Origin of the sequence: Rhizocola hellebori (assembly GCF_016862955.1) — a bacterium.
In the GTDB taxonomy this organism is placed as follows: domain Bacteria; phylum Actinomycetota; class Actinomycetes; order Mycobacteriales; family Micromonosporaceae; genus Rhizocola; species Rhizocola hellebori.
Window position 1 is genome coordinate 22,480 of the sequence record NZ_BONY01000034.1, and the last position, 24,659, is coordinate 47,138.

Consider the following 24,659-nt stretch of genomic DNA (forward strand, 5'->3'; position numbering starts at 1 on the left):
CGACTCTCCAAAAGTCTTTCCAAGATTTTTTGCCGGTATGCAGTTCTGGCGGGCTGGAGGAGTAGAAGCGCAAACTCCAGACCTTAAGGAGCCGGACCATGAACGAGAACGAAGCCACCGCCTCGAAGAACTCCGATTCGGAGAATATGCCGCAGCCGGAGGTCCCATCGTCACCAGCGTTCGACAGCGCTGGCACGACAAGCCGGACCGGAAAGGGCGCTCCGCCGACCGCGACGTCGCCCCATAGCGCCGAGGCTGCAGCTGCGGGGCTCGATGTTTCGCAGACCGAGGAGCCACCGCTAGTGGGTGTGATCATCAAGCACCGCCAGCGCACCTTGCAGCGCAACATGGCCGCTAGAACCCGGCGCCTCGCCGAACACCGGCCCCGTCGCCGCAGCATGAGGGTGGTCAGGCGGACTCTCCTCCCGCGAGACGTCCAGCCGTCGGTAGTCAAGGAGTTGCGCGCTGTGCTGGCTCCACTCGCGAACATCATCGAGAGCGTGGTGGCCCCGATCCAGCGGATGCTGCAAAAGTTCGCGGAGTTCATCCGTCCGGCCTGGCTCCAGGCGTTCCAGAAGATGCAGAACATGCTCAGCCTGCACCCGGCGATCGAGGCTCTCCGGAGCATCCAGGAAAGGCTGGCCGCGGCAATGCGTCCAGCTTTCGGGCTGTTCTCACAAGTCCGCAGCACCGTTGCCCGCGCCCTGGATCCCCTGATGATTTTGCTTCATCAGACTCGCGAATGGACGAAGGAGTTCATGACCGCCGGGGCGAAGCTGAACCGCCTCGTCGATGCGATATTCAGCTCCCGGAGCTGGAGCTTCCCGGATATCACCGGTGGTTTCTTGGCGACCTTGTTCGAGACGATAACGCGCTGGGCGGTCTGGGCCGTCTTTCGAGTTGCGGTCACAACGCGTGAGGCCATCATTCACGACGAGAACAGCGAGGAGGTCGTCCGGCGGTTCGCGCTGCAGGTTTTAGACCTCCTTCCGGATGGGCCGCTCGTCGAGGCCGCGAGGGAAGCGCTCCTCGAGGATGACTGGCTCGACACGGACCCTAGTCGGGTCAAGTCTGTCTTGCGTCGGCGCATCCGCGAACTGCACCGCAATCACAAGCTCATCGGTGCCACCAAGCTTAACTACCGCCTCGTCACGTCCCTCGATAGGTCGACGGCTGGTATCGACGGCCAGGAGCTCACGCTCGGCGAGGTGCTCGCCGACCCGCTCACCGTCGAGGACGTCGTGCTGAGCCAGCCCGAGTTTCGCGATGAACGCATCGAGCGAGTACTCGGCCAACTGAACCTTCACGAAGCGCGAGTGGCTGGCCTCTGGGCAAGCTGCGACGACATGACCTGGGAAACGGCAGCTACCGAAGCTGGGCAGCCCGCGGAGTTCGGCGAACGCGTCCGGAGGAAGTTGCGCCGTCTTGGCAACGAGTTCAACCGTCGCCAGTCGGATCCGCATCGCACCCCCGTCTCCACGGGTCCAAAACCCGTGCCCGCTTTCTGCTGATCTGCCTAGACGTTTGCGGGCTACGCCGCTCCCGACCAATTCACTATCATGATCGTGAGCGGCTTCCCGAATATGAATCTCGCTCTCTCTCCCGGAGGTCCAGCATGCCCGCGACAGCGGACGGCATCCGCTCGCCCAAAAGCCGGAACATGACACCGAACGCGGTGGCCGGCCCGACTATCACCCGAAGGCACAGAGCCATCATGACCAGCAGCTTCAGCACCCTGCTTACCTCCTCCCTCGCTCAGATCCTCGATCTTGTCCCGACCGGTCTGCACGGTAAGCTCCTCGGGATCCAGATCGCAGTTGCCGCGATCGCTCTGCTCTACCTCGTTCTCCCCAGCAAGGCCAAGATCACCCTTGAGTGGGAAAGATGATCGACGCGGAGCCGGAGGGAGCGGCTTCGCCCACAGTGAGAACGAGGAGATCCTGAAGTACGGCGACCTCATCGGCCGCCGTACTTCAAAGACATTGGCGCGAGCAATGGCGTCCACGCCAAGTGCGGCTGCCGACACTGATTGAGTGCCGGTCATGGCCCGGCGGCACCGAGTACCGGTTGCCGCGAAACAACACCAACGCCTGCGCCGTCACAGCCTCGGGCAGGATGCGCCACCAGCGTTGCGCCGCAGAGTGATTGGCCTCTTCACCACACCCTTGCGGTAACCGTGCCGTGGTGGGCATACGTCCACGCGACAGCGTAGTACTTCGCGACCGCGGCGAACGCCGCCGTCAACCGCCCCGAGCTCGGCTAGCACACGGTGGCCATCCGGTCGAAACGCCACCGCCGCGTCAGCCCTCTTGGGCACCGCACCACCGCGTCGATCGCCTCGATCAGATGCGGTAGGGGCCTCTCGGCGTCGGCCAGCGCCACGCCACTTACCCGAGTGCGAATGGGCACCACGAGCAGATGCGCCTGCGTCCCCACGCCTCACCCTGCCGGCATCGAGCACCCTCGCACCGTTGCCGTGAGCCGTGATGCGGCCAGGACAAACGCAGTACTGCGTCAGCACCAAACGTAACAAGAAGCGCACCGACATGGGCTGGACGCGCCCCGGCGCTTACCCGATGCCAGGTTCCAACGCCCCACGATCTCCACCGTCGAGAAGTCAGGTGCCTCTGTGTTCCGGGCGAGCAGACGTACGCATGAGGTTGTGTTGACGTCGTCGAGCCGATATGCCATCGAGGTTGCGCAGCCGAATTCTTCGTCGGAATTCTGTGCGGATCAGAGCACGCTGTGGAGCAGCTCTGACTGGTCACTCAGCCCGAACGCGCGCCTCGTCGACCAGGATGCGCTCGCCTCACTGCTGGGCTGGCTCACGGTCGCCGCGATCGTGCTAGGCATTGGTGGCTCGATCATCGCCTCATGGCTCTGGGAGCTAGCCGTCGCGCGACCAAGCTCTTCGCCTCAGGAGCCTCCGCCAGGCTCAGGGTGTCAGGAGTTTCAAGCAAGCTCAGACTCTCAGGGGTCTCAGGCAGGCTCAGCACCTCACGAGCCTCGGCCAGGCCCAGCGCCACCCAAGCTAAGGCCTGTCGCAGAGCAGGAAATGCCCGCGCCGATGGCTGATGCGCGGATAATCCACCAGGCACCCGACCCTGAAGGCTCCCGGAATATGGAGGCGAAACGGCCGCCGGAGTGAGCCTGGCAATGGGTACACATGGACCTGATCACTGGGATCCAGTCACGGCCACCCCTCATTGTGGCGTCGGTCACATGCTGCATGCGGTTAAAGACCACCCGGCCACATGCCTGCTCAGATAACGAATTCGGTTAAGAAAGACGTCCATGACCGATCAACAACGATTGGGAACAACCGCGAACCTGCTGGCCAATGAAGCCTGCCGCTAAATCGGACCAGATGGTGCAAGAAGGGTATTTCAAGGTTGAAGTCGCGGGCTTGGCGCAATCTCCGAACAAGATCGCCCGTTAAGAAACCCGTTAAGAATTAGCTTCACGAACCGTCAAAAAGGTTCAGGGACAACAAAGAAGGATTCCCCAGGTCGGAGTCCATATTGGTGCCCAGATGCCCGATTTCAAACTCCGAAAGGGAGTAGGGGTTCGAGTCCCTGGCGGCGCACTCAAAGCATCCCGAACTGACTCCCAAGAGCCGGGACGGTGGTGTCCTCGTTGTTGAGCAGCGGTACAAGCTGACGTTGTGATTGCGTTGCGAACGGGCGGCAGACCCTAGGTTTGCCGCCCGTTCGTTTGTGCATGTAGACGTCGGCCGGAGCTGAGGCTACGGCATAAGGACATAAGGATCATGACGCAGGGCTCTGACCTGCATTTTTCTCTCGCCGCGGATCGCAGGGCCAGTCCGGCAGTTCGGGAAGGCAGCGCTCCGTTTCCGACAGCACCGAGTAGATCGGGTCGGCGCGCGACGGCGCTCCGTTGTCTGATCACCGTCCTGAAACTGGTAGAGCTCATGGCTATTCGATCAGAGGCGGCGTCTCACACGACAAACCGCGTGAACACCGACAGGAGTCATGGATCAGGTGGGGTAGCCAGTCAATCAGTGGGGGTGTTCCGTCCCGTCAAATGATCAGGAAAGGGCGGCAGTTTTTCCAGCCCAAGATGCTCACGCGCCGTCTCTAAGCGCTGCATCGCGTCCATATGGGATAAAGCAAGGACGGCGCGAGCCTGTGTGAGCTGGCGAATTCCTTCTTGGAACCAGATGGAGGCCATTGTCGATTCCCATTGGGCGGAGTCGCGCGGCGTGCCGAAGAACTCGGCTGCGGTCGCGAGCTGGAGCAGCAGCACAACCAGCGGCTCGCGCAGCTCCGCGGGCGAGGATTGGCTGATCCATGCCTGGGCGAGCGGCACGATCCCCGTGTGCATCGACTCCGTACTCTCATCTAGAAAGCGGCGTACCGCGAAGAGGTACTCGTGCCGATGATCGGTGCCTCGGGACCGGCGCACCGCGGCCTCGATAGCGTCGAGTGCTTCAGCACGTGTCAGGCGCTCGGCAAGTGCGGCGACTGGCAACGGGTTTTCCTGTTCCCGACGGAAGTTCACCGAGCGGCGGGCGGCGCGGATTAGGTCGCGCGGTAGGCCGCCCGCGATGGCGTGGCATAGGAGCGCTGCTGCGTCGGGGAATCCGCGTACACGCCGTGAGAGCAAGTGGCGTGAGTCCTCTGCAGTGAACGGCAGCACCCGTAGCACTGTGTCGAACGACGAGTCGAAAGTGTCACGTACTGGTACGCCGCGTAGCGCGAAGCTGTCGAGCGCATCTTCACTAACAGACACGAAGAAGTGCGTGTTGCTAATGCGGAATAGATCCTTGAGCGCGTTAACCATGGCGATTGCCTCATCCGCTGAGGCGATCTTGTCAAGCTCGTCGATGCCGATGACCAGCTTGTGGTCCTTTCCGGCAAGCTTGTGGTAGCGGCTGAGGAAGTCCTTGAAGTCGGCGACTCGCTCTGGATGACTGCGGTCGCGCTGGGCCAGTGAGACTTGGTCCTCCTGCTCGAACTTGGTGCTTGGCACAAGCTTGGTGTCGAGTTTGTTCTTGACCTGGACGCTTGTCTGCCATCGGAGGCTGCGTAGCTCGTCCAGGGCGAGGGCGACGATTTGGTCATCCCGACGAGATCTACTACGAGGCCGCAAGAGTGGAATGTATCCCCGAGGCCGGAAGCCTCGCCTACCGCGCGACCTGTTGACGGTGTGCATAACGGCGTAGGCGAGCCCGATCGCGCCGACCGTCACCGTCGTGACACCCAGAAGCTTGATCGCCGCGACGAGTGGATCGAGACCGAAAGGAGGGGCGTCGATGCCAAAAAACATAATCAAGCCCGCGACTACCAGCAGTATGGCTAACGCCATGCGAAAGGTGGCCATGTTGGCTGCCGCCGACGGTCGACGGTCGAGCTGTTCCTCCGAGACGCCGAAGTCGTCGAGGACGGACTGTGCGACTTTCGCATGGATGTGTCGTACGAAATCCGGAGCGTCGTAGCGCACTGGAGCGGGCAGGTACACGCCCGTGCGACCGCTCGATCTGTCGGAGGTCGCTAGGTGGATCATAATGGTCGATTTGCCGATGCCCCTTGGCCCAGCGATGCCGATCGCCGAGGTCTCGTAGTGCTTGACGAACTCGTCAGCTGCGTCGAGGCTATGTGCGGTGATCGTCGCGGGCATCTCGAGCTCCACGAGGTCCTTCGCGTCAACGGCCTTGATGAATGCACCGGTGGCGACTTCGTCGCTCTCCCACCTATTGACGATCTCGAGGACCATGCCGCGAGCATCCCGAAGAAGGGCTTCGGCAAGCCGCGCGTCGGCCCCATCCAGTTCACGCTCTCGCTCACGCAGCTGTGCGTTCACCCTGCTGTTTCTCATGAAGAAGCTCGGGAACGCCACGAGAAGGACGCCAAGCACGAAGGCTAGCCCAAGACCCAGCCAGGCACCGCCAAGTCCGCTGCTGCCCTTCCAGAACCATCCCTTGAAGTCGATAGGCTCCATCGGCCAGTCCAGACCGACTATCGACTGCAACGACAGCGTCGCGAGGACAAAGTCAAGCAACAGCACGGCGGACACCACATAGAGGATCCGACGCTTCGTGATGTGAACCTGGAGCTGGGCCGATCTCAGCGCCCGCCCAGCTGTGCCAACCCCGGACTGATAAGTCAGCAGGCTGCGCCGAATTTCGTCACCTCGTTCCAAGACCTCCCGACGGATGACTGCCGTGCCTACTGGCAGGCTTTCCAAGTCGGGCTGGCCGAACACCTCTTCGAGAACCTGCTCGATGGAATCATCGGTCAAGGGCTCCGGTGGTACGTCTCCAGAGTCGCCAGAGTCGGGCATAGATGCGACGATGACAGCCACTAGGCACAGCTGAAATCCGCCGATCCGTCGCAGTCCGCCGCATATTGGTCGTATCATTCTCCTGCTAGCCGATGCGTTAGTGGCCATGAGGGTGACGGCGAGCCATTCTGCCGCTGGGCCATCCGATTAGGGCCTGTTTCTCGGATCAATGAGTCTGGTCGGGCCGTGCGCGCAGCCAGATGAGGATGTCGGCGATGCGCACGGTGTCGCAGTAGCGGTCGGCCAGCTTGTCGTAGCGGGTGGCGACGGCCCGGAATTGCTTGCGCCGGTTCATAAGTCGTTCGGCGTGGTTGCGGGTCTTGTACCGGACCGGGTCGAAGTTGGGCGGCCGGCCGCCGCGTGATCCTCGCCGTGCCCGGGCGGCGATCACGTTGGACTGCTCAGGGATGGTGTGCGCGACTCTGCGGCGCCGCAGCATGGTTCGGGTGGCTCTGGCGCCATAGGCCTTATCGGCGCACAGGTGCGCCAGCCGCGTTCGGGGCTTGACCGAAGGCATGGTGGAAGTGATCGCGATCTGGTCCAGCAGCGCGGCCAGCTGCGGGCTGTCATGAGCCTGCCCAGGGGTCAGCCGGGTTACGTCCCCGCCCGTCGCAGATGGTGTGAATCTTGGTGGTCAGCCCGCCACGGGACCGGCGCAAACTCTGCGCCGCACGTGATTCATCCGCGCTGCGCCCCCTTTAACCGCACCAGCGGCATGCCGATGCGCCCGCACCACCGTGGAATCCACATGCCCCGCCAGATCCACACCCCCGGCGGCATACGCCGAAGCGATCAGTGCCTGCTCGATACGAGCCCAGGTACCGTCCTCACCCCAGCGGGCGAACGCTTGTACAGCGTCTGAAACGGCCCGTACCGGTCTGGCAGTCACGCCACGGCCACTGGTGGACATCTCACTGCTCGACCGGCCCGCATGCCAGTGGATCAAGATTTCGGTCACGTCGATCACAGTGAACGTTCTCCTCGCCATCGGCTCCCTCGCCCCTTACAGACGAGGAAGGACACTTCCCGATTACGAGGACCACACCGCCGCCGCTCGCCATCCCCCTGGGGAATTACGTGAGCGGCTGTCCAATTACTTGAGCGCGATCTTGCACAAACGAAGAATTAGGTGAGCGGCGACACCAGTGAGCGGCGACACCCTGGCCGAGAAAAGGGGCGCTGGAGCGCTAAGCCAAGTAGCGCACGTGAATGTCCTCTATGCCCCATTGGGCCAGCGCTGCTTGGACATCCTGGACCACTTGACGTTGGGGAAAGTGCCAGAGAATCTTCGTTCCGCGTGCGAACGCGAGCTGCTCCGTAGCCAATGGCAGGAATACAGCTTTGAGCTGCGCCGGTGCCAATTCACCTTTTTCTGCTCCGAACTCGTATTGCGGATGAATGTATTGCAGCCTGCCATCGCGATAGCCATCGAAGGCGTAGCCGTCTACTACGTACTTCATGGAAGCGTGAGGTATGCCCAGGACGCGGGCGCGGTAGGCGTCAAAGTCAAATGTCGGATCTTTTTCGACACCCTGAAAAGGATGGGCGTGGAAAGGCCGTTGCACCAACCAGTATGCGGCTAGCGCATCCTCTCCAGTGACGCTTAGCGGATCGCCTGCCAACGTCAGCCAGGTGCCGTGGTTTCCGTGGTGCACCGTCACGACAGCTTCGAGTTCAGTGATCGAGAGATTGTCGAAGTGGCGTTCGTCGAGATAGGTGAGCCACCCTACGGTCGGCATCTTCGTCCGTGCATCACGTGGACGGCTAAGATAGTCGTCGAGTTCACGAATGCTTAGTCTTGGCTGTGGAGGTTGCTGGGCGTCTAGTAGGCGAGAGCTGGTCACGTTGGCCCACCATGGCTGCCACGGGTCGACTACAGCTTCAGCCGCTGCTCTAAGAACGCCTGGTTCGTACAATCCTGGCGCAAGTGTTGGCGGCGGGAGCTCTAGCATGAAGTGGTTGGGCGCCATGTGCTGAGCATGGTTGCCGACCGTCATGCTGGCGCTGACACTGCAGTCGTTGTCGCCTTCCCAGCCTCCTGTCCAACCGCCGAGAGTAAAGCCTGTTTCCCTAAGCTTTGCGGCACGCGAGTCCACGAGACGTGTCAGGCTTTGCAGATCCAGTTGCCACGGAGTTTTCGGACCAGCTGCCCACTCCTTGTCGTTCTTCCACCTGTCTCGCCAATCGCCGAACATAGGATGTACCCGCCTTAGCCGGCTAAAGCAGTCGAGTAGGCGCGATGCGATCTCATCGCTGTTTTCTCGCCTAGCGCCCCAGAAGGCGCCAATGCGGTAGGCGTTGTCCTTCATGGCTACTCCTAGGGATTAAGGTCTGGACCTAGAATGATCAGGCGATCAGCTCCAAAGCCTGCGCTGCGCATTCTACCTTCAATGAAGTCGGCAAAATCCTGTTGCTGGAACGCCCACACCACCGGGAGTCCTCCGGCACGAGCTATCTCGTCAGCTGCCAAGTCCTTGAATTCTTGGTCATTGTCCTCAAAGCCCGTCCTCCATTGGCCGTCCTTCAACATGAATGCGTAGTTGGCTTTGGCGTCGAAAATATGGCCGTTTCGATAGCCGTCAAAATCTTTGCCGTTGAGCGTATATACCAAGCCGGGTGGCGCACCTGTTACGTGGCTCTGCCAGGCCCGAGACCTCTCTGACATGTTTTCGGTCCCAAATCGCCATTCACCTGGACCGCTCATGTCCAGCGTTCCGGGGCCGTATATGACTTTTCCGGAATTGTCGCGGATAGATCCGTCGCTCCAAATGGTTCTTCCGTGCCCGTCCGCCTGACCAGTGCTGAAGGGACCAGTTGCGGACTTGCGCTGCGCGTCTCGCTCATCGTCTCGCCATCGATCCTCAAGGGTGTTATAGATATCGACGGCTCCCGCCGTCACCATGAGCGGAACGTAGGGTTTGATTGGGTTGGGCTCGTAGATCGGTACGCGTGCAGCTGCAAGCGCGGTACCCCCCGGAGCGCCGCCGCTGCAATCACAGGTGGCCGAAAATTTTAGTCCGTCTGGATCGCTGAAACTGGTTGGGCTGCCATTGGAGTACGAGTAGCCGTGCCACGACTGCGGATCGGTAAGATCAAATATTGGGTCGATCGAGACAAAGCGGCCCATGCTCTGGTCATACTCGCGGGCTCCAAGATGGGTGAGACCGGTGTCGTCCTTGGTGCCGCCGACGTAGGTCTTCGTTCCGACCCAGCCCGTCGGTTGGGCGCCTCTAAGCTCGCCGTATGGCGTGAATCGTCGCCGTGCAGAGGCCAGTGTGATCGCATCGACTTGCACGGTGGCGGAACCCTGTTGGTTGGCGAAGACCCACTTCAGTCCTGATGCGTCGCGTACGGCGACGCCGTAGTGCCGCCGTCCGAGCGGATCGGCGGTTCCCAGCTTCTCCAGTTCGGTGCCGTCGGGCAGATAAAGCGTTTTTTGGTGGGGCTGGCGGAAATGAGGCGGGTGCCGGTGCTGTCGTACACGTATGAGGTTGTGGTCGTGCCTTCAGTGAGGGTGGCGAGGTGGTCTTCTTTGTCCCAGGTCAGGAGCTACGCACTATCAGTTCTACTGAGGCGGTCCCGTTCACATCAAACCTGTCCGCTCACGGAAGACGACGATCACCGAGACTAGTTGGATAAGTCGACACACGCACGATGGGGTCACCCGATCATCCGCTCTCGACAAGTCGGATAGGCGACATACTGATACTGCGCGGCGCGGCGTCAACCGGGCTGTGCTGCAATCTCGGCGAAGTTGAGCGCGCCACTGCCGAGGTCGATAACTGCAGACTCCGTAGTTATGACTATGACTGGTTCGTTGTGGGCGTGGTCGCGGATGGCCAGTGACAGCTTGGGTTCGGGGCCGAGACGCCGCGCCCGACTGCCAAGTTCGCGGATCATGGTCCACGGCAGCCGTGCGCGGCCCTCAAGTAGCCAGAGGTTTTCGTATCCGTGCTCGGCTTCCAGCCGACCTGCCTCAGCAGGCGGCGGTTTCTCGACAAGATCAGTCAGGAGGCATAAACCATCGTGGTATCGAGAAACGATGACGCCACGGACGGATGCCTCCTCGCGGCGGTACGGCCTTGCCAGCACGATGGCTCGTTTCGCAGGCGCCAGCGCGAGCGAAGCGGCGGGATTATCGCCTGGGTAAAGGTTGTCGGCGAAGGCTACGAAGACGTCTGCGGGTTCGAAGTGCGCTGCGGCGTTGAGGATCGAGGTGATGTCGGCGTATCGGCCGCGCTGAGGAATGAAGGTGAGATCGAGTTTTTCATGAAGCGGCGGATCTGTGGCAGGCATCCCGGCCGCGCGCTGATAGGCCGCTCGGCCTCCGGCACCGAGCGTCGTTTGGGCCCAGGCCATGAACCGTTCGTAGAACGGATGATAGACAACGACGATACGTGCTGGAGCTAGTGAAGCGAACTCGTCGAGCACATGCAGGATGCCCGGCCGGCCCGCCACCGGCTGGAACTCTTTCGGGATGTGCCGCGACCATCCGGCCACGCGAGTGCCCAGCCCGCCTGCGCATACCGCTACCTGGGTGACCGGTTGTCGCTTCATCGCCGCGCCATCGCCCGTTGATCTACGCCCGTTGCTACGGTCGCTGCGTGCCGATGAATGTGCGAGTGACCGCGATCGTAATCGAAGACGACCAGATTCTGCTGCTCGACCAGGATACAGACAGTGATCGCTCGTGGTCGCTCCCCGGTGGAAAGGTCGAGCCTGGGGAGACGATCGAGGAGGCGCTCGCACGGGAGGTGCGGGAGGAGACCGGGCTGGAAGTTCGTGTCGGTGATCTGCTGTATGTGTGTGACGTGGTTGGCGCGCACGTTGTTCACCTGACCTTCGAATGTCGACGCACTGGCGGGACGCTGGGCGCAGTCAAGGCGGGTGCCGACACCCGCCCGATCCGGGACGTGAAGTTCGTCAAGCTCACTGAGCTGACCCAGCTCGGGTTCAGCGACACGTTTGTGGAGCGAGCGCAGAAACGGTGGCCGGAGGCTGGCTCATACATGGGCCCAAAGTCCAATATCGGCTTGTGACAGCTGATCCAACAGCTCGCGGTCTATTTCAGACAGTGCTCGACCTCGATCCGTCAGGCCTTCCACCCACACATCGAGCACCTTGGCAATCTTCTGCACCGTCGGGCCGGTAAACGGTGCGGAGGGATCACGAACCAGCCGGATGCCGACCCCGCGAGAACTGCCCAGCAAATGCCGAGATCGCATGCGGTTCACCTCGGTTGATGTGGCTGGAGTGTTCCATGCGGCGCCGTGGATCCAACGCTGGGCGGGCTCATCGAAGCGCGCAACCGGGCCGTCCGCGCACCACACCTGAACGTTGCCGACGGCGTGATGGATCCCTAGCGGGGTCACTGCTTGGGTTACCGGCGAAACATCGCCCAGGTCGTAGCTGTGGTTGGACGGATCACTGCCAGCGGCGAGCACTCGCAGCTCCTCGTGTGCCGGAAGCCGAGCGGAGTTGACAGCGGCGAAGACCGCAGCGCCGATCCACGTCACCCAATACACGGGATGATTCTCGTACCCAGGGCTGACGGTCCAACGCCCTGCGTGCTGATCGAAGTGAAGCCGCCCGCCACGCTCGTGCGGCATCTCATTGACTAGAAGGTGGGTACCGCGGACAGTGTTGGGCAGTCCCGACTGGTGCAGATGGTTAAGCACCCCGCAGATCTCCGCATTCGACACCAGAAGATTCCGCCACTCCACCCCGCGGCAGTACACAAAGGTCACGTCCTCGTGCAGACCGCGCACCGGCTCGGATCGCCTGCCGCTCTGGAGCTTTGGGACATCTGCCAGCTGGTAGTGCTCCGAACCCTGGAGCCATCCGGCGGCCACCTCAAGCACGTCTGCGGTGACAACTTGGCTCGCGTCGATAAGGGTTGCCGCCGTGACGTCCATTACGAGCGCAGCCTCGGCTGGGGTTAAGTGCGCCAGCAGTTCCGTCTTTGAGTTGCCCGTGGAGAACGTGTCATCGCCGCCCCCAGGTGTGCTGGAGGCCCGAAGTTGGTCGGGAGCGGCCAACTCGCCAACAGCCTGTTGCCCATTGCCCGGGTTGAGGACGGCCTTCTCGTAGGGCACGTGTTGGAAGCTGCGGCCTTGCAGGGCCACAGCGAGCAGCAGGGCGTTCAGCACCACCAGCCGTGTCAATGCGATCAGCTCGACGGGGTCGTCGGCTGGCACTAGCCGCGCGTGTGGGCCAGCCAGTGTTACGGCCACCATTTGCCGGTACCTGGCAGCGTAGTCCCAGCGTTCGTAGAGTCCGGACCGCAGAAAGGACGATGCCACTCCGAGCGGGCTGCGAGACAGGACTAGGACCGGCGAATCGGGGAACAACCTCAGCAGCGTTTCCGTGGCGAAGAACAAGTTGGTTTCCTTGACTAGCTGACGTGAAGAACCGTATTTGGACACGGCGAACGTCACCAGCCAATGCCAGCCCAGTGGGCCAAGCAGCGCACGCGAAACCCTATTGATGCTTGTCGCCTGTGGATTGACAGCCGATAGAGGATGTGACCGTCCCAGCTGCTGCCTTAACGGCTCATTGTGCTGCGTCATCGCTGGCCGCATCGTGTCACAGAACCAGTTGGAGCCGACCCGTTCACTGGTACCCAAAGCCAGCAGAGGCGGCAGGAATTCAACGCCCTCGGAAAGAGCTCGCGCACGCAGGACAGCGACGCGATCGTCGATTTCATCTAGAACATGCAGCGTCATGAATCAAGGCTGTCCGGCAGCCGCGGCCAACAACAGACACCTTGACCATCGCGGGGTTGCGTTCCGTTGCGCGGCCTTGCGCGGGGTTGCGCACCGACCGATATCGGTCGACGCCCCTCTATGCTTAGCTGGCATCATCTACGCGCTGAGAGGCGGTGGATCACCCATGACGAAGCCGGTAACCAACCACCGATTGCAATCCTTAGTGGAGCAGGCCGGCTACCACAACGCTCACGCCGCGTTCGCGCGTCAGGTCAACCTTCACGGCCGTCAAACGCACGGGCTCACACTTCGCTACGACGCAGCCTCGGTGTACTGGTGGCTGCGCGGCCGTCGTCCCGATAGTCCCGCACCTCAATTGATCGCGGAAGTGCTCGCCAGACGCCTAGGCCGTCAGCTCATAGCTGTGGACTTGGGATTCCAGCACGCTGAGGACCTCTCCGGCCTCGGGCTCACCTTTGACAGCGACCTGGACGACGCGCGCAGCACGGTAACCGAACTATGGCGCCGGCAAAGACTTCGCCACGAATTCCTCGCCACAGCCCCGTTTGTTGCAGCCGCCACTACCCAGGCCGGATGGCGCTGGCACTTCGATCCTCGCGATGCCAACGTCTCACACCGCGGCACCCGGCAGGTCACGGAGGCCGACGTGGAAACACTGCGCGCGTATGAACAACAATTCCTCGAGTTGGACCGGCGGCACGGCGGCGGGCATTCCCGAGACCTACTTATCGGCTGGCTCGTGCGAGACGTTCAGCCATTGCTCAACGGCGCTTACTCCGACCGTATCGGACGCCAACTGTTCGCCGCCGTCGCCGAGCTAACCGGCCAGGTCGCCTACATGAGCTACGACGTCGGCGAACATGGCCTGGCCCAGCGCCACTTCATCCAAGCCCTACGCCTGGCCAAGGCTGGTGACCATAGCGGTTTCGGCGCGCACATCCTCGCCAACCTGTCTACCCAAGCCGTCTACCTGCAACAACCGGCCGAAGCAGTCCGCCTTTCCCGTGCCGCCGTGGACGGAGGCCGCGGCAAAGCTGGCAGCGGCATCATGGCCCGGCTGTATGCAGCCGAAGCGTGCGCGCACGCCATCGCCGCCGACCCCCGCAGCTGTACCGCCGCCCTGCGCAACGCCGAACGCGCTGCCTCGCGCGCTTCCGATGGAGACCACCCTGCCTGGGCCGGGTACTTCACCCCCGCACACCTCGCTGGCGCTGCTGTGCGGTGCTTCCGTGATCTAGGCCGAACCAATGAAGCCCTCAGCTTCGCCGATCAGGCCCTCGACCTTGGGAGAAGCAGCATTCGCACACGCGCACTACACACCGCCCTCATCGCTAGCGTCCACGCCTCCGGCTCCGCTGCAGACCCAGAGCAGGCATGCCACCTCGGCCGTCAGGCACTCGACCTCGCGGGCGGTGTCACCTCACGCCGGGTCGCCGACCGGATAGCCGACCTTGCCCAGAGGATGAAGCGATTTGGAGGCAACCCGGCGATCGACAGCTTCCTACACCGGGCAGCTACCGCTGTTTCGCCAGCCTGACCGGCCGGTACAGTCAGGAAATGACGTGGGTCGAACCAGAACAGTGGTACGCACAGCTCGCGTCGTTCTATGCCGCCGCAGCAGCACTGATCACCGACCACGACGGCAACGTTCTCCTCGTCAAACCGAACTACCGCAACCATTGGGTCATCCCAGGCGGATACGTAGATCAAAACGAAAACCCCCAGGAAGCGCTTGCCCGCGAACTACACGAGGAACTAAGCCTCGCCGTAAACCCCGGGCATCTCCTGCTCATCGACTGGGCATCACCCGCAGGACAACGCCCTCGAGCGATCATCAGCTTCCTCTTCGACTGCGGCCAGGCCACGGCCGGCGATCTGACGATCAACACCGACGAACTGGAGACGGTCGGCTTCTACGAACCCGAGCGGTGCAGGCAACTGCTGCCACCATCCATTGCTCCTCGCGTCGACGCAGCACTCGAGGCACGGGCGAAAGGCACCACGCTCTATCTAACGGACGCATCTGCTCCATACGAAACCAATTGAGATCGACTGTCCCGACAAGAGCCGACTATCCCGAGCCGAAGGCCACGCCTAGTTGGACCCCCGGACTCCGCTTCCGGAGGGCGTTGGCAGCATAACGCTCAATTGACTAAGTTGCTAGCTTCGATTTCGGATCTAGATGCAATTCAAGATCATCCTCATTGCGCGGCGGAACGACGGATGGGCGAGACCGGTAATGGGCCGCCCACCACGAGGAGGAATCGGTTCGCGTTTTAGTGACCACGGGGCACCATCATTCACCAGCTCTTTTCCAGGCCCCGGTGAATCTTGCACTCGTTCTGTGGCGGCTTTGACAGCAGCCGTGACAGCAACAGCCTCAGTCCGCATCGCGCTCCCCCAGCTCGTCGCTGCCCGGTCCGCCGAGCGCATCGTCCATCCGGCTAGCCGCCTCCTGCTGCATCGCCGGGATCACATGGGCGTAGATGTTCATCGTCACGGCGATCTGCGAATGACCCATGATCTCCATAACCACACGAGCTGACACGCCAGCTGCCAGCAGCAGAGTCGCGCAGGTATGCCGCAGGTCATAAATCGGATCGGCCGGACACCCGAACGTGACAGCAGCCGGGCGAAAGCCGTGTTGAGGTTCCGCGGCTCCACATGCCTGCCGTGGCGGTGGTGAACACCAGCCCGGTCTCCGCCCACTCCAATACGCCAACCCGCTCCGCCACCTGATACCGCTGATGGCGACGCAGCGCGGCAGCCGCCACGGCCGGCATCGTGAGCACCCGCCGCGCACGGCTCGACTGGGGCGGGCCAAACACCACACCCTCTCCTACCGTTTACGTTGGCTAGGCCTGTCAGGTCAAGGGGGTCACTCCTTTCCCGGCGAGGGCCTCGGCGAGGCGGTGGCTGTCGCCCTTGGTGATGACCAGGTGGGCATGGTGCAATAGCCGGTCAACCGTTGCTGTGGCGAGGGTTTTGGGCATGATGGTGTCGAAGCCGCTGAGGTGGATGTTGCTGGTGACCGCGACCGAGCGGCGTTCGTAGGCGGCGTCAACGACGCGGTAGAACGCCTCCGCGGCTTCCTGCCCGGCCGGTAGCATGCCGATGTCGTCAACCACGATCACGTTGACCGAGCAGATCCGGGCGACGGCGCGGGCGACGGATCCGTCGGCTTTGGCGCGGTTGATGGCCTGGGTCAATGTTTCCAGGGTGAACCATGCCACCCGCATGTCGGCTTCGATCGCCGCAGCGGCCAGGCCCTCGATCAGATGCGGCTTGCTGGTCCCGGAGGGACCGGAGATCACCAGATTCTCATGCCTGCCAACCCATTCCAGGGTGACCAGGGCGTTCTGGGTGGCCTCGGGGATGGAGGACTCCTCGGGGGGCCAGGACGCGAGAGTCTTGCCAGTTGGGAACGCGGCCTTCTTGCGGCGCATCCGCCGGGTGGCCGAGTCCCGACCGACGACCTCTTCGTTGAGCAGGACCCGTAACAGCTCGGCGGGATCCCAGCGTTGCGCCCTGGCGGTGGCCAGACATCGGGCGCCGCCTTGCGCAGGTATGGCAGTCGCATGCGGCGCAGGATCCGTTCCAGCTCTTCAGGAATCGGCGGTGCCGAGGGCCGGGTCATGCGCCGAACCTTTCCCATGGGCCGGTGCCCGGCTGAACCGAGTGACGAGTGACGAGTGAGGGTCGGCGCGACGTGGCGCGACGTCCCGCCTGTTACGGCTCCTGGCAGGCCGTCTATTCGCTGTTCCGCCTTGGCAGTGGGCCGGGATCCGGCAGCGCATCGTGACGGCGCTACGGACCAGGCCGATGCGGCCGAGGTCCTCGGATGGCAGGCCTGTGTGTGGACTCCACAGTCATGCTCGCCGCGATCCAGACCAGCAGTTCGACTCACCAGGCGGTACCGCCAGGGAGCCCGTCGCCATGCTATGGCCCGCTCGGGTGGCGGCTGGATTACGAGACTGCACCTGATCCCACCTCGCCGGGCGCTTACGACATTCTGATCCCATCGGCGGGCAGCAGCGGTGCTACGACCCGAGTTGGCCGATCGCTTCGCGCAGTTCGGTCACGACTTGTTCTGGCTCGGCGAGGCAGCGCCAGGCCGTCACCCCGCAATCGGACAGGTTGCCCAGCGGGTGGCCGCGATGACCGGCTCTGCGAACTACAGTCCAGAGTGGACACCGCTCGGCGAACGGCGATTTAGGGACTCCTACTTGAGTGCCGAGCGGGGGTCCACCTGATCAAGATCTTCGTTAGCAGATGTCGACGTGTCCGAGCGTCGGTGGCACGTTGAGGATGCAGGAAAGTCACCACTGCGATTCATGATCGCATGCCCAGCATGTCCACGCTTGATGTTGTCATACGCCAACCATAAAGACGATCTCTAAGCGAATTCTCTACGCACGCTAAACACGCAGATCATCATCACCTTCCTCAGTCGCAGCGATTGAAGTCGATGAGGCGCTCACTCGGCGCTTTGCCTGCGGGCTTGGAACCGGCGGGCTGAGTGAGCGTGGGCAGCTATCAGGAATCCGCCGGTGCCGCAGGCAGGGTCGAGGATCGTGTCATCCGGAGTCGGCTGGATATCCCCTACCATCGCATCGATCAGTGTACGTGGGGCGAAGTACTGCCCTGCGCGGTTCGATGTCCTCAGAAGGTAATGCAGGTGATCGATAGGTCGTCGACCAGGCTCGACGTCCGGTAGAAGAGGCCGGGATGCCCAGGGACTGGGTTGCCGCCAAGCTGCGAGACCCGGAACAGCAGTTGCCGCCCGCCCAGGTTCCATGGGTCGAGCGTGTATTTGGCGTAGGAGGGCAAGGACTGCGACGGGAACTGGTAGTCGACCGGATTGAGTGCCACGTAGGTAAATGTTTGTGGGTCGATCACCTCGATGTTGAAACGGCTGTGATTGTTGCCGTCGCTAAGGAGTGGCACAATCCAGATCGACGCCACGCAGCTTCCGCGGCCGGTTGGCTCGGTGAAGAGTCGCTCGAGCGAGGCCCATGTGCCGGTGCCCGCCTCCTCCCAAAGGACTCCGTATCGCTGGCCGGCATGGGCGGCGGCCTGATTGGTGTTGACGTATGCCGCACCGGGTGCGGCGAAGTAACCGGCCCACACGGCTGGATTCTCAAAACCATCGTTGACGATATTTCTCACGGTAAACGCCGATGCGGGTTGCACACCCGCCACGATCGCCGTGGTCGTGATCACGACCACGGCGAGGATCTTTCCGATGAGATGCATGCCGGGAGGTTACAAGTGTGGTGACGAGAGCACTATCCGAGTTGGACACCATTGGACACGGCGGCAGTCTTGGTTATGTGCACCAGGTCAGCGACGACCCAGCTATGCCGAACATGGTCACCAACCGTTGGACGACCGGACTCCGCAATCCGGAGGGCTCGGAGGCATACCGCTGAATTGACTAGGCCGGTCGACCAGGAGGAATCGGTTACTCGAGATTGTGGGACGGGGAGCCGCTACCCGAGCATCTTGATCGCGGGCCACGATTCCGGGGGTGGGCCGAATGCGCGACGGCTGGCCTTCACCGCCAGAGTGGCGATGGCAGCGTTGGCGCCGCCACCGACCACGGCGCCGATGCCGAACGGGACCACTCGGCCGAGAACGATGATTCCCTGCTTGGTCCCGTACTTCGTGACGAAGTGTTTCCCCAGGATGTTGTTGATCTGACGCAGCGTCTCGGCTGGCACTTTGGCGACAATCTGACGCCCCCAGTGTTGCCCGGTACGCTCCGCGACCTTGGCGATGGTGGCCGAACCGCTCCCGCCGAGCATGATTCCCATCACGATCGTTCGTCTGCGTTCGATCTCGTCGATGGCGACTCCGTGCACCTCGGCGATCGAGAGCGCGAAGAGGATGCTCAGCTCAAGCGACGAGATAGCCTCGCCTCCCGACAGCGCCAATGCGACTCCCGTGCCGACGCCAGGCGCGGCCGCTGCTGCTCCCACCGCGGCACCCGTTCCAGCCAGAGCGCTGACATACATCCGCTCCAGATTGCGGATCACCTGGGCTGGTACGGCCTCAGGGTGGCGCTGGCGGGCCCGGGCGATGTTCTTGCTCACCAGCCGGCTCTGGATGTCGATCGCCCTGTGCAAGAGATCGAGGACTCGCTGCCCAGCTACACCTGCTGCCGGAACCGGTCCGTCGAGGGCATCTGTGGCCATGCCTTGAACTCCTTGGGTCGTCCCAGCCGGGTCTCCCACTCAACCAGACGACCACAACCTTGCACCAGATCTGAACGGTGGACACCGGAGATACAGGTCTACTGCCACCGCCTAATCCTCCGGCAAGTGGTACTTCTTGCGGACCTTGCGGGCTTTGCGCTTCTCGCCCTGCTCATCGAGGGCCCGCGCCAGCCAGGAGGCGTTCTCCCGCAACGCCGGATGATCGGCGGGGAGCTGGTCGAGCACGCGGTTGAGTACGGCTTCGGCCTCGGCTGGGCGGCTGGCCACCACCAGCACCTGACCGTGGCGGGATTCGCAGGCAAGCGCCTCACCGAAGGCCTGGATGGAGCGGAAGAGCGCCGGAGCGGGTGTGAGATGGCGCAAAGCGCTTTCGTAGTCGGGGATCTCGCGGTTGGCAAGGATCATGGCTGCGTCGTAGCGCGCCATGCCTCTCTCCCAGATGAGGTTCGCCTGGTGCTCCTCGGGCACCTCGACCATGCCCAGCAGCGTGCTGAGGTCTTCGACCGCTTGCCGGGACTCGTCATGGCGGCCGGCGTGGTGCAGCATCATGGCGTGACGGCGGCGGGCCCGCAGCATGGGCATCGTGAGGTCTTCCTGGCCGTAGAGCTGGGCGGCGGTCTGCATGCGCTCGGCCGCCTCAGCGTCTCTGTCCACTCGCGACAGTAGCTCGGCCAGCCGGTCGAGCACGTCGGCGTGCAGGTAGACATCGCCTTCGCGGGTCAGCTCGGCGAGGATCTCCAGCTGGGCGATCGCCACGTGTGGCTCGTCGATCTCGGCGTAGAGGCCGGCCAGCAGGTTGCGCAGCTCGAGAATCAGGTCAGAATCCTGCTCCTCCTGCTCGGCGAACCAGGCCAGCGCCTCCTCGGCCACCTCGGCGGCCTCGTGGTAGCGGCCCACCGTGCTCAAGGCGAGCGCCAGCCGGTGCCGGGTGTAGTTGGCGGCCTTGGGATCGCCGGCCGCGACCGCCAGGCAGATGTGCTCGACGATGTCGTCGACGAACTCACCCGCCCTTTCCGTGGAGACGAGCATGAAGCCGGCGTTGACGCGAGCGCTGCGCTTGAGCTCCGGGTCCAATGCCACGGCCGCGGCCTCCTCGAAGGCAGCTATGGTCGCCTTATTTTCCCGGCGTTGTCCGTACTCCTGCGCCAGCGCGAACAGCGTGCTGGCGAGCTGGTCGCTGGGGCCTAGCGGCCGCAGGATGTCCGCGGTGGCGTGCAACGCGGCGACAGCCTCCTCTATGCGACCCAGCCCGTGCAGCAGCCCGGAACGCAGCGAGAGGATCTGCGCACGGCGCCGAGGCGACAGCGGCACCGGCTCGCTTTCGGCACTCTCCAGACACGCCAGAGCCTCGTCTGGCCGCTCGAGCATGGCCAGCAGCAACGCCTTACGCACGTGCACACCGACCCGTTGCGCGGGGCTGGGGCCGGCGGCGAGCAACTGCTCAGAGAAGTCGAGGCCCTCCTGAGCGGGCTCGGTCGAGCGGGTGGCATAGATCGCCGCCACGGCCCGCTGTGAGCGGCTCGTCAGCTCGAGGAGCCGGTCTCCGGCCTCGGCGAAAAGAGTGGCCGCGGAATCGAAGAGCTCCACCGAAGCCTCGTCGCGGGTGCGGTCCGCCGAGCCGCGTAGCCGGCTTAACCGGGCCTGCTGCAAGGTGGTCTGTGGCGAGTCACCGAACTGCTGCCACAACCGTGCGGTCAAGGCATCCGCTCGGGGGTCGAGCTCCATGCCCCAAGCTTCGGCCGCGGTTAGCTGCTCGTCGAGGCTCATCGCGACCGGGACCGCGGAGAGGTCTTCCGCCGCGCTGGCTCTGGCCGGTACCGGGAAAGGGGAAGGCAGGATGATGCCAGCTTGACGGGCGGCGGTGACCGACAGCGGCAGGTTGTCCACCAGCGGTTGCGCATCAAGCATTCCCGCGATAATCGACCCCTGGTAGGAGTTGCCGTTGCGCCGGTCGAAGCGGTCGGCGATTGACAGCGCGCGTTCGCGTAGCGAGGCGGCCAGCTCAGCGACGGTGCTGCCCCCTTCGCTGCGGCGCACCTCGAGCGCTTCGTGGCCCTGCGCGGCGAGCCGGGAGAGCACTTGAGCCGAAGCGGCCGCGAAGAACATTTCCGCCTGCGGCGTGGGAGCCTTTTCCAGCCAAGGCAAGTGGCGTTCGATGAGTTCGAGGCCTCGCATCTCATTGCCGGATAGGCCACAGAACTCGATGTGGTCAGCGATCTGGCCCAGATTTGCCACGTTGTCGCACAGGGCGCGGTAGGCGCGCCGGTGCGCGTTGCGGGCCTGCTCAAGCTTGCCCGTGCGCAGGTACGCCGTGAGAAGCGCGGTGAGGATCGATTGCGGCTGCTCCGCGCAGGTCAGCTGACCGCTGAGTGCTGCCTCGGCCACGGCGATCGCATCCTCGGCGCTGCCGAACCGCAGGTGGTGGTGGGCCTTGGAGGTCGGGTCGCAGCCGCGGCAGTCAGAGTTGCGATCGCGCGGTGCCGTGTCCCACATCCTGTACCAGTGGTCGACCGTCCTGGTGTCGCCGAGGTGAGCGGCGACCGAGTGCCGGTAGGCGTAAACCGCTTGCAGGCTCTGGCCGCCCGCACGGTAGCGGCGCTCCATGTCGTTGAGCACGGCGACGGTCTTGTCCAGCGGGATCTCGGGGAACCTGGACATCGCGGAGATGGCGAACTTGAACTGCCACAACAGAAGCCGCTCGTCCTCGGCGCTGCGGCGGCCGGGATCGGCGTCGTAGTCGGCCAGATTGCGGGCGAAGGTCATAATCGCCTTCGACGGCTCACCGCCCTGGTAGTAAGCGCTGGTGGCGGCGAGCCGGGCAGAAAACTCCAGGTCGGGGTTGCCCAGCGACTCGGCCCGCACCAGCGCCTGCTCGGCCAGGACTATGCGGCCCGCGCCGTCGGGGGTGTTCCAGGAGCGGTGGATCAGCTCATGTACTTCGTCGGCGGTGGTCATCGGTCATTCCTCCAGACTTGGCATCGCATGGTCGAGCAGGTCCAGGAAGGACCGGTTGAGTAATGCGGTGTCGATGGGACGAAGCGGGTGGTGGCCGAGCAGCAACGCCTGGCCGTAAAGGGATTGAACGGCCAGGCCCATCAGCTCCGGGGTGGGCAGGGCAACGGCTCTGCGTACCAGCGAATTGCGGTAGTTGAGCACCAGCTGCGGTCGGGTCTGCGCATCGGCCCGCTCGAAAGTCGACAGCACACCGGCCCACATCTCGTCGACGACCCGGGTGGTTTCGCGCAGCTGGCGCTGGAAAGTGCTATGCCGATCGGTCAAGTAGAGCGCGGCGAGGCTGGGCGGATCGAAGGCACGCACGACCGCCTCGCAACCCAGCGGGTCGAGGATGCGTTGCGCCGCAGCGAGAAAAGGGCGCAGCGTCAGCTCGACGGCAGAGTCGAGCGTGTCGAAGCGGGTCGATAGGTCGCTGGGGTCGAGCCGGTCGACGAGGATCGCCGGATCCAGCGTGGGCAAGCGCTCGATCAGCTCGGTGTCGTAGGTATAGCCGCCGTTGACCACGGCCAGCCCCTGGGCCGCGGCGACGGCGGCAAGCTGGCGGAACTCGTCGAGACTGGGGCTGTAACGCACCACACCGAAGCGCTCGCGGAACTCAGCCAGCGCCATCTTGCCCATGTTGGTCTCCATCGGCCACCACTGGTCGACCAGACGCAGCATCTCTTCATCCTGCAGCGCAAGGGTTTTCACGCCCAGGTGATGGATCGACAGGAAGCGGTTCATCCGCTCGGGCTGGTGGCGGGCCAGCTGCACCAGCCAGCCGCGCAGCTGGGCGCCGAGCTGCTCGCGCACCGACTCCAGCAGGCCGTCTTCGTAGAGCGACTCGCGGCTGGCGGTGGGGCGCAGCTCGCTGGCATCGATCACGCAGCGCGCGAAGAACGCCCACTGCGGCAGCAGCCCCTCCACCCCTTCGGACAGGAGCATCCGCTTGAGGTAGACCCGATGCCCCGCCTTGGCCGCTGGGTTGGCCGTCATCGGCAGCACCAGCGCCATGCCGGTCAGGCCCGCCTCGGGCACCCGCAGGTCAATGATGTCGAACGGGGTGAAGCCGAATGTCTGCTCCGCGTAGGCCGTCTTGGGCACATGCGACTCGTTCAGCCACGGCGCAACCTCGTTGACCAGCTCACCGTCCACCCGGACGGGGTAGGGCAGCATGCCGCCGAACATCCGGGCCAGCTCGGTCACCCGCAGGGGTTCCAGCCAAACGGCGGTGTCGCGGCGTGGCACGAGCGTCACCGACGTGCCCGGCTCCATGCGGTCGGGGCCGGCGGCCACCTCGTAACGGCCGTCGCTATGGCCCGTCCAGTAGACGGTGGGATGCCCTTCATGGCGGGTCTGCACGCGAATCTCGTCGGCCACCAGGAAGCAGGACAGCAAGCCGATGCCGAACTGGCCGAGAAACTCATGACGACTGAAGCCCAGCTCGTCGCGCTTGCCGCTGCGCCCGATGGTCGCCAGGAACTCGTGCACCTGCGCCTCGGTAAGGCCTATCCCGTTGTCGTGCATGCGAAGTGAGCCGTCTGCGGTGGTGGCCGGGGTCTCGCACCAGATCTGGCCGGTGGCCGCATTCCGGGCAGTCACCGCATCGGCCGCATTCTGGAGCAGCTCACGCACATAGACACGTGGGCTGCTGTAGAGGTGATGGCTCAAGAGCTCTACGATGCCGCGCAGGTCGACCTGGAAGGAGTGGCTCACCGGCGCAGGGTACAGGGCCGAGCGCCAGCGGTGGGGTCACGGCGGGATGCGCGGCACACCCGCCGTTTGCCGGCCGGCAGTTGGGGGCCGACAGCTGCCGGTGTACGGCAGGCTGCCGGCGATTCACAGGTGTGGCCTACGACCACTGGCCAGGGTTGCACCAGAGACTGGTGGCAGCGCTGGTCTCCCTGACGCCGTTCAAGACGTAGCTGTAGAACACCTGTATCCCAAAGCCAGGATTCGGGCACCTGGTGGCCAGGGATCTGCTGGGCGTCGTGTAGATCACATCGGTGCGGGGCGGGAAGATGTAGCCCACCGTCCAAGTGGTTTGCCCGACGCTTGAACCAATGCAGACGAGGCGCGAGGCACCGGACTCGCAATGCGGTGCCGGTGCGGCGGCTGCCGCGGGGACCGCGGGCACCACCAGCGCCCCGAGCAGCAACGTGGCGGCGATCGCCAGCGAACGAATCGAAGTATTCATGGCGATGAAGATAGGAGTGCCGTCTGTACACCCACTGGTACCCCGCTGAACGAATTAGTTCTATAGCTACTTAGGTGGCCAGGTCGATGTCGTCGATCGTGTAGCGTGGGTTTATGGGACAGCGTACCTCGTACCCAGAAAATGAGTATTGGTTACTCAGGTAGCAGGACCCTCCATCGAGGATGGTTGCCTCCAGCGGCGAACACGCCGCCATCACCA

At 63.5% G+C, this 24,659-nt stretch carries 22 protein-coding genes; 5 read left to right on the forward strand and 17 right to left on the reverse strand.

The window, feature by feature from the left end:
* The first annotated feature begins 98 nt into the window (after nt 1-98).
* Together Rhe02_RS25935 and Rhe02_RS25940 are read left to right on the forward strand one after the other, a co-directional pair.
* On the forward strand, nt 99-1,511 hold the full coding sequence (locus tag Rhe02_RS25935) for a hypothetical protein (protein ID WP_203910967.1): 1,413 nt from the start codon (nt 99-101) through the stop codon (nt 1,509-1,511).
* 203 nt (nt 1,512-1,714) lie between these two features.
* Nucleotides 1,715-1,888 carry a hypothetical protein gene (locus Rhe02_RS25940; RefSeq protein ID WP_203910968.1) on the forward strand — a complete coding sequence of 58 codons (174 nt, stop codon included), beginning with the start codon at nt 1,715-1,717 and terminating at the stop codon, nt 1,886-1,888.
* Between the two features lie 371 nt (nt 1,889-2,259).
* Here Rhe02_RS25940 and Rhe02_RS25945 read toward each other — a convergent pair whose 3' ends face one another.
* The 7 genes from Rhe02_RS25945 to Rhe02_RS25975 all read right to left on the reverse strand — a co-directional run bounded on the left by Rhe02_RS25945 (nt 2,260) and on the right by Rhe02_RS25975 (nt 10,860).
* Nucleotides 2,260-2,436, reverse strand: coding sequence for a hypothetical protein (locus Rhe02_RS25945; RefSeq protein WP_203910969.1), 177 nt, complete (start codon nt 2,434-2,436; stop codon nt 2,260-2,262).
* A gap of 1,578 nt (nt 2,437-4,014) precedes the next feature.
* Complete coding sequence (locus Rhe02_RS25950; protein WP_203910970.1) at nt 4,015-6,261, reverse strand: P-loop NTPase fold protein; 2,247 nt, start codon at nt 6,259-6,261, stop codon at nt 4,015-4,017.
* Nucleotides 6,262-6,469: 208 nt separating this feature from the next.
* Nucleotides 6,470-6,892 (reverse strand): transposase, encoded by a 423-nt coding sequence (locus Rhe02_RS25955; RefSeq protein ID WP_203911018.1) that lies wholly within the window; start codon nt 6,890-6,892, stop codon nt 6,470-6,472.
* Nucleotides 6,893-6,937: 45 nt separating this feature from the next.
* Nucleotides 6,938-7,270 (reverse strand): hypothetical protein, encoded by a 333-nt coding sequence (locus Rhe02_RS25960; RefSeq protein ID WP_203910971.1) that lies wholly within the window; start codon nt 7,268-7,270, stop codon nt 6,938-6,940.
* 220 nt (nt 7,271-7,490) lie between these two features.
* Nucleotides 7,491-8,612 (reverse strand): Imm52 family immunity protein, encoded by a 1,122-nt coding sequence (locus tag Rhe02_RS25965; protein WP_203910972.1) that lies wholly within the window; start codon nt 8,610-8,612, stop codon nt 7,491-7,493.
* Nucleotides 8,613-8,620: 8 nt separating this feature from the next.
* A complete protein-coding gene (locus Rhe02_RS49995; RefSeq protein WP_239124052.1) occupies nt 8,621-9,598 on the reverse strand; it encodes an RHS repeat-associated core domain-containing protein in 978 nt (325 codons plus the stop codon).
* Nucleotides 9,599-10,026: 428 nt separating this feature from the next.
* Nucleotides 10,027-10,860, reverse strand: a complete 834-nt coding sequence (locus tag Rhe02_RS25975; protein ID WP_203910973.1) for a sugar phosphate nucleotidyltransferase — start codon at nt 10,858-10,860, stop codon at nt 10,027-10,029.
* A gap of 65 nt (nt 10,861-10,925) precedes the next feature.
* On the opposite strand from Rhe02_RS25975, the gene Rhe02_RS25980 reads away from it, so the two are divergent.
* Nucleotides 10,926-11,342 (forward strand): NUDIX domain-containing protein, encoded by a 417-nt coding sequence (locus Rhe02_RS25980; protein ID WP_275412640.1) that lies wholly within the window; start codon nt 10,926-10,928, stop codon nt 11,340-11,342.
* On the opposite strand, the gene Rhe02_RS25985 is transcribed toward Rhe02_RS25980, so the two are convergent.
* On the reverse strand, nt 11,307-13,028 hold the full coding sequence (locus Rhe02_RS25985) for an SUMF1/EgtB/PvdO family nonheme iron enzyme (protein WP_203910974.1): 1,722 nt from the start codon (nt 13,026-13,028) through the stop codon (nt 11,307-11,309). The genes Rhe02_RS25980 and Rhe02_RS25985 overlap by 36 nt on opposite strands.
* A 166-nt stretch (nt 13,029-13,194) precedes the next feature.
* Here Rhe02_RS25985 and Rhe02_RS25990 point away from each other — a divergent pair, with 166 nt between their 5' ends.
* On the forward strand, nt 13,195-14,568 hold the full coding sequence (locus Rhe02_RS25990) for an NsdA family TPR-like regulatory protein (RefSeq protein WP_203910975.1): 1,374 nt from the start codon (nt 13,195-13,197) through the stop codon (nt 14,566-14,568).
* A 20-nt stretch (nt 14,569-14,588) separates the two neighbouring features.
* The gene (locus tag Rhe02_RS25995) at nt 14,589-15,077 is read left to right on the forward strand and encodes an NUDIX domain-containing protein (RefSeq protein WP_203910976.1); all 489 of its coding nucleotides are present in this window, start codon (nt 14,589-14,591) and stop codon (nt 15,075-15,077) included.
* 334 nt (nt 15,078-15,411) lie between these two features.
* Here the strand turns inward: Rhe02_RS25995 and Rhe02_RS50000 are convergent, their stop codons facing one another.
* From Rhe02_RS50000 to Rhe02_RS26030, 9 genes are all read right to left on the reverse strand, one after another.
* Complete coding sequence (locus Rhe02_RS50000; protein ID WP_275412643.1) at nt 15,412-15,627, reverse strand: tyrosine-type recombinase/integrase; 216 nt, start codon at nt 15,625-15,627, stop codon at nt 15,412-15,414.
* On the reverse strand, nt 15,620-15,862 hold the full coding sequence (locus Rhe02_RS50005) for a hypothetical protein (protein ID WP_239124054.1): 243 nt from the start codon (nt 15,860-15,862) through the stop codon (nt 15,620-15,622). Before Rhe02_RS50005 ends, Rhe02_RS50000 begins: the two co-directional genes overlap by 8 nt.
* A gap of 33 nt (nt 15,863-15,895) precedes the next feature.
* Nucleotides 15,896-16,600: an ATP-binding protein gene (locus Rhe02_RS26005; RefSeq protein ID WP_308442019.1), complete on the reverse strand. Its 705-nt coding sequence runs from the start codon at nt 16,598-16,600 to the stop codon at nt 15,896-15,898.
* A gap of 908 nt (nt 16,601-17,508) precedes the next feature.
* Entirely contained in the window at nt 17,509-17,718 is a 210-nt protein-coding gene (locus Rhe02_RS50595) for an N-6 DNA methylase (protein ID WP_275412645.1), read from the reverse strand.
* Nucleotides 17,694-18,287 carry a hypothetical protein gene (locus tag Rhe02_RS50015; RefSeq protein WP_239124056.1) on the reverse strand — a complete coding sequence of 198 codons (594 nt, stop codon included), beginning with the start codon at nt 18,285-18,287 and terminating at the stop codon, nt 17,694-17,696. The genes Rhe02_RS50595 and Rhe02_RS50015 overlap by 25 nt, the downstream gene beginning before the upstream one ends.
* Nucleotides 18,288-18,523: 236 nt before the next feature.
* The gene (locus tag Rhe02_RS26015) at nt 18,524-19,228 is read right to left on the reverse strand and encodes a hypothetical protein (RefSeq protein ID WP_203910979.1); all 705 of its coding nucleotides are present in this window, start codon (nt 19,226-19,228) and stop codon (nt 18,524-18,526) included.
* Between the two features lie 111 nt (nt 19,229-19,339).
* Nucleotides 19,340-22,204: an ATP-binding protein gene (locus Rhe02_RS26020; protein WP_203910980.1), complete on the reverse strand. Its 2,865-nt coding sequence runs from the start codon at nt 22,202-22,204 to the stop codon at nt 19,340-19,342.
* A gap of 3 nt (nt 22,205-22,207) precedes the next feature.
* Nucleotides 22,208-23,959 carry an HSP90 family protein gene (locus Rhe02_RS26025; RefSeq protein WP_203910981.1) on the reverse strand — a complete coding sequence of 584 codons (1,752 nt, stop codon included), beginning with the start codon at nt 23,957-23,959 and terminating at the stop codon, nt 22,208-22,210.
* A gap of 136 nt (nt 23,960-24,095) precedes the next feature.
* A complete protein-coding gene (locus Rhe02_RS26030; protein WP_203910982.1) occupies nt 24,096-24,440 on the reverse strand; it encodes a hypothetical protein in 345 nt (114 codons plus the stop codon).
* Between the last annotated feature and the right edge of the window lie 219 nt (nt 24,441-24,659).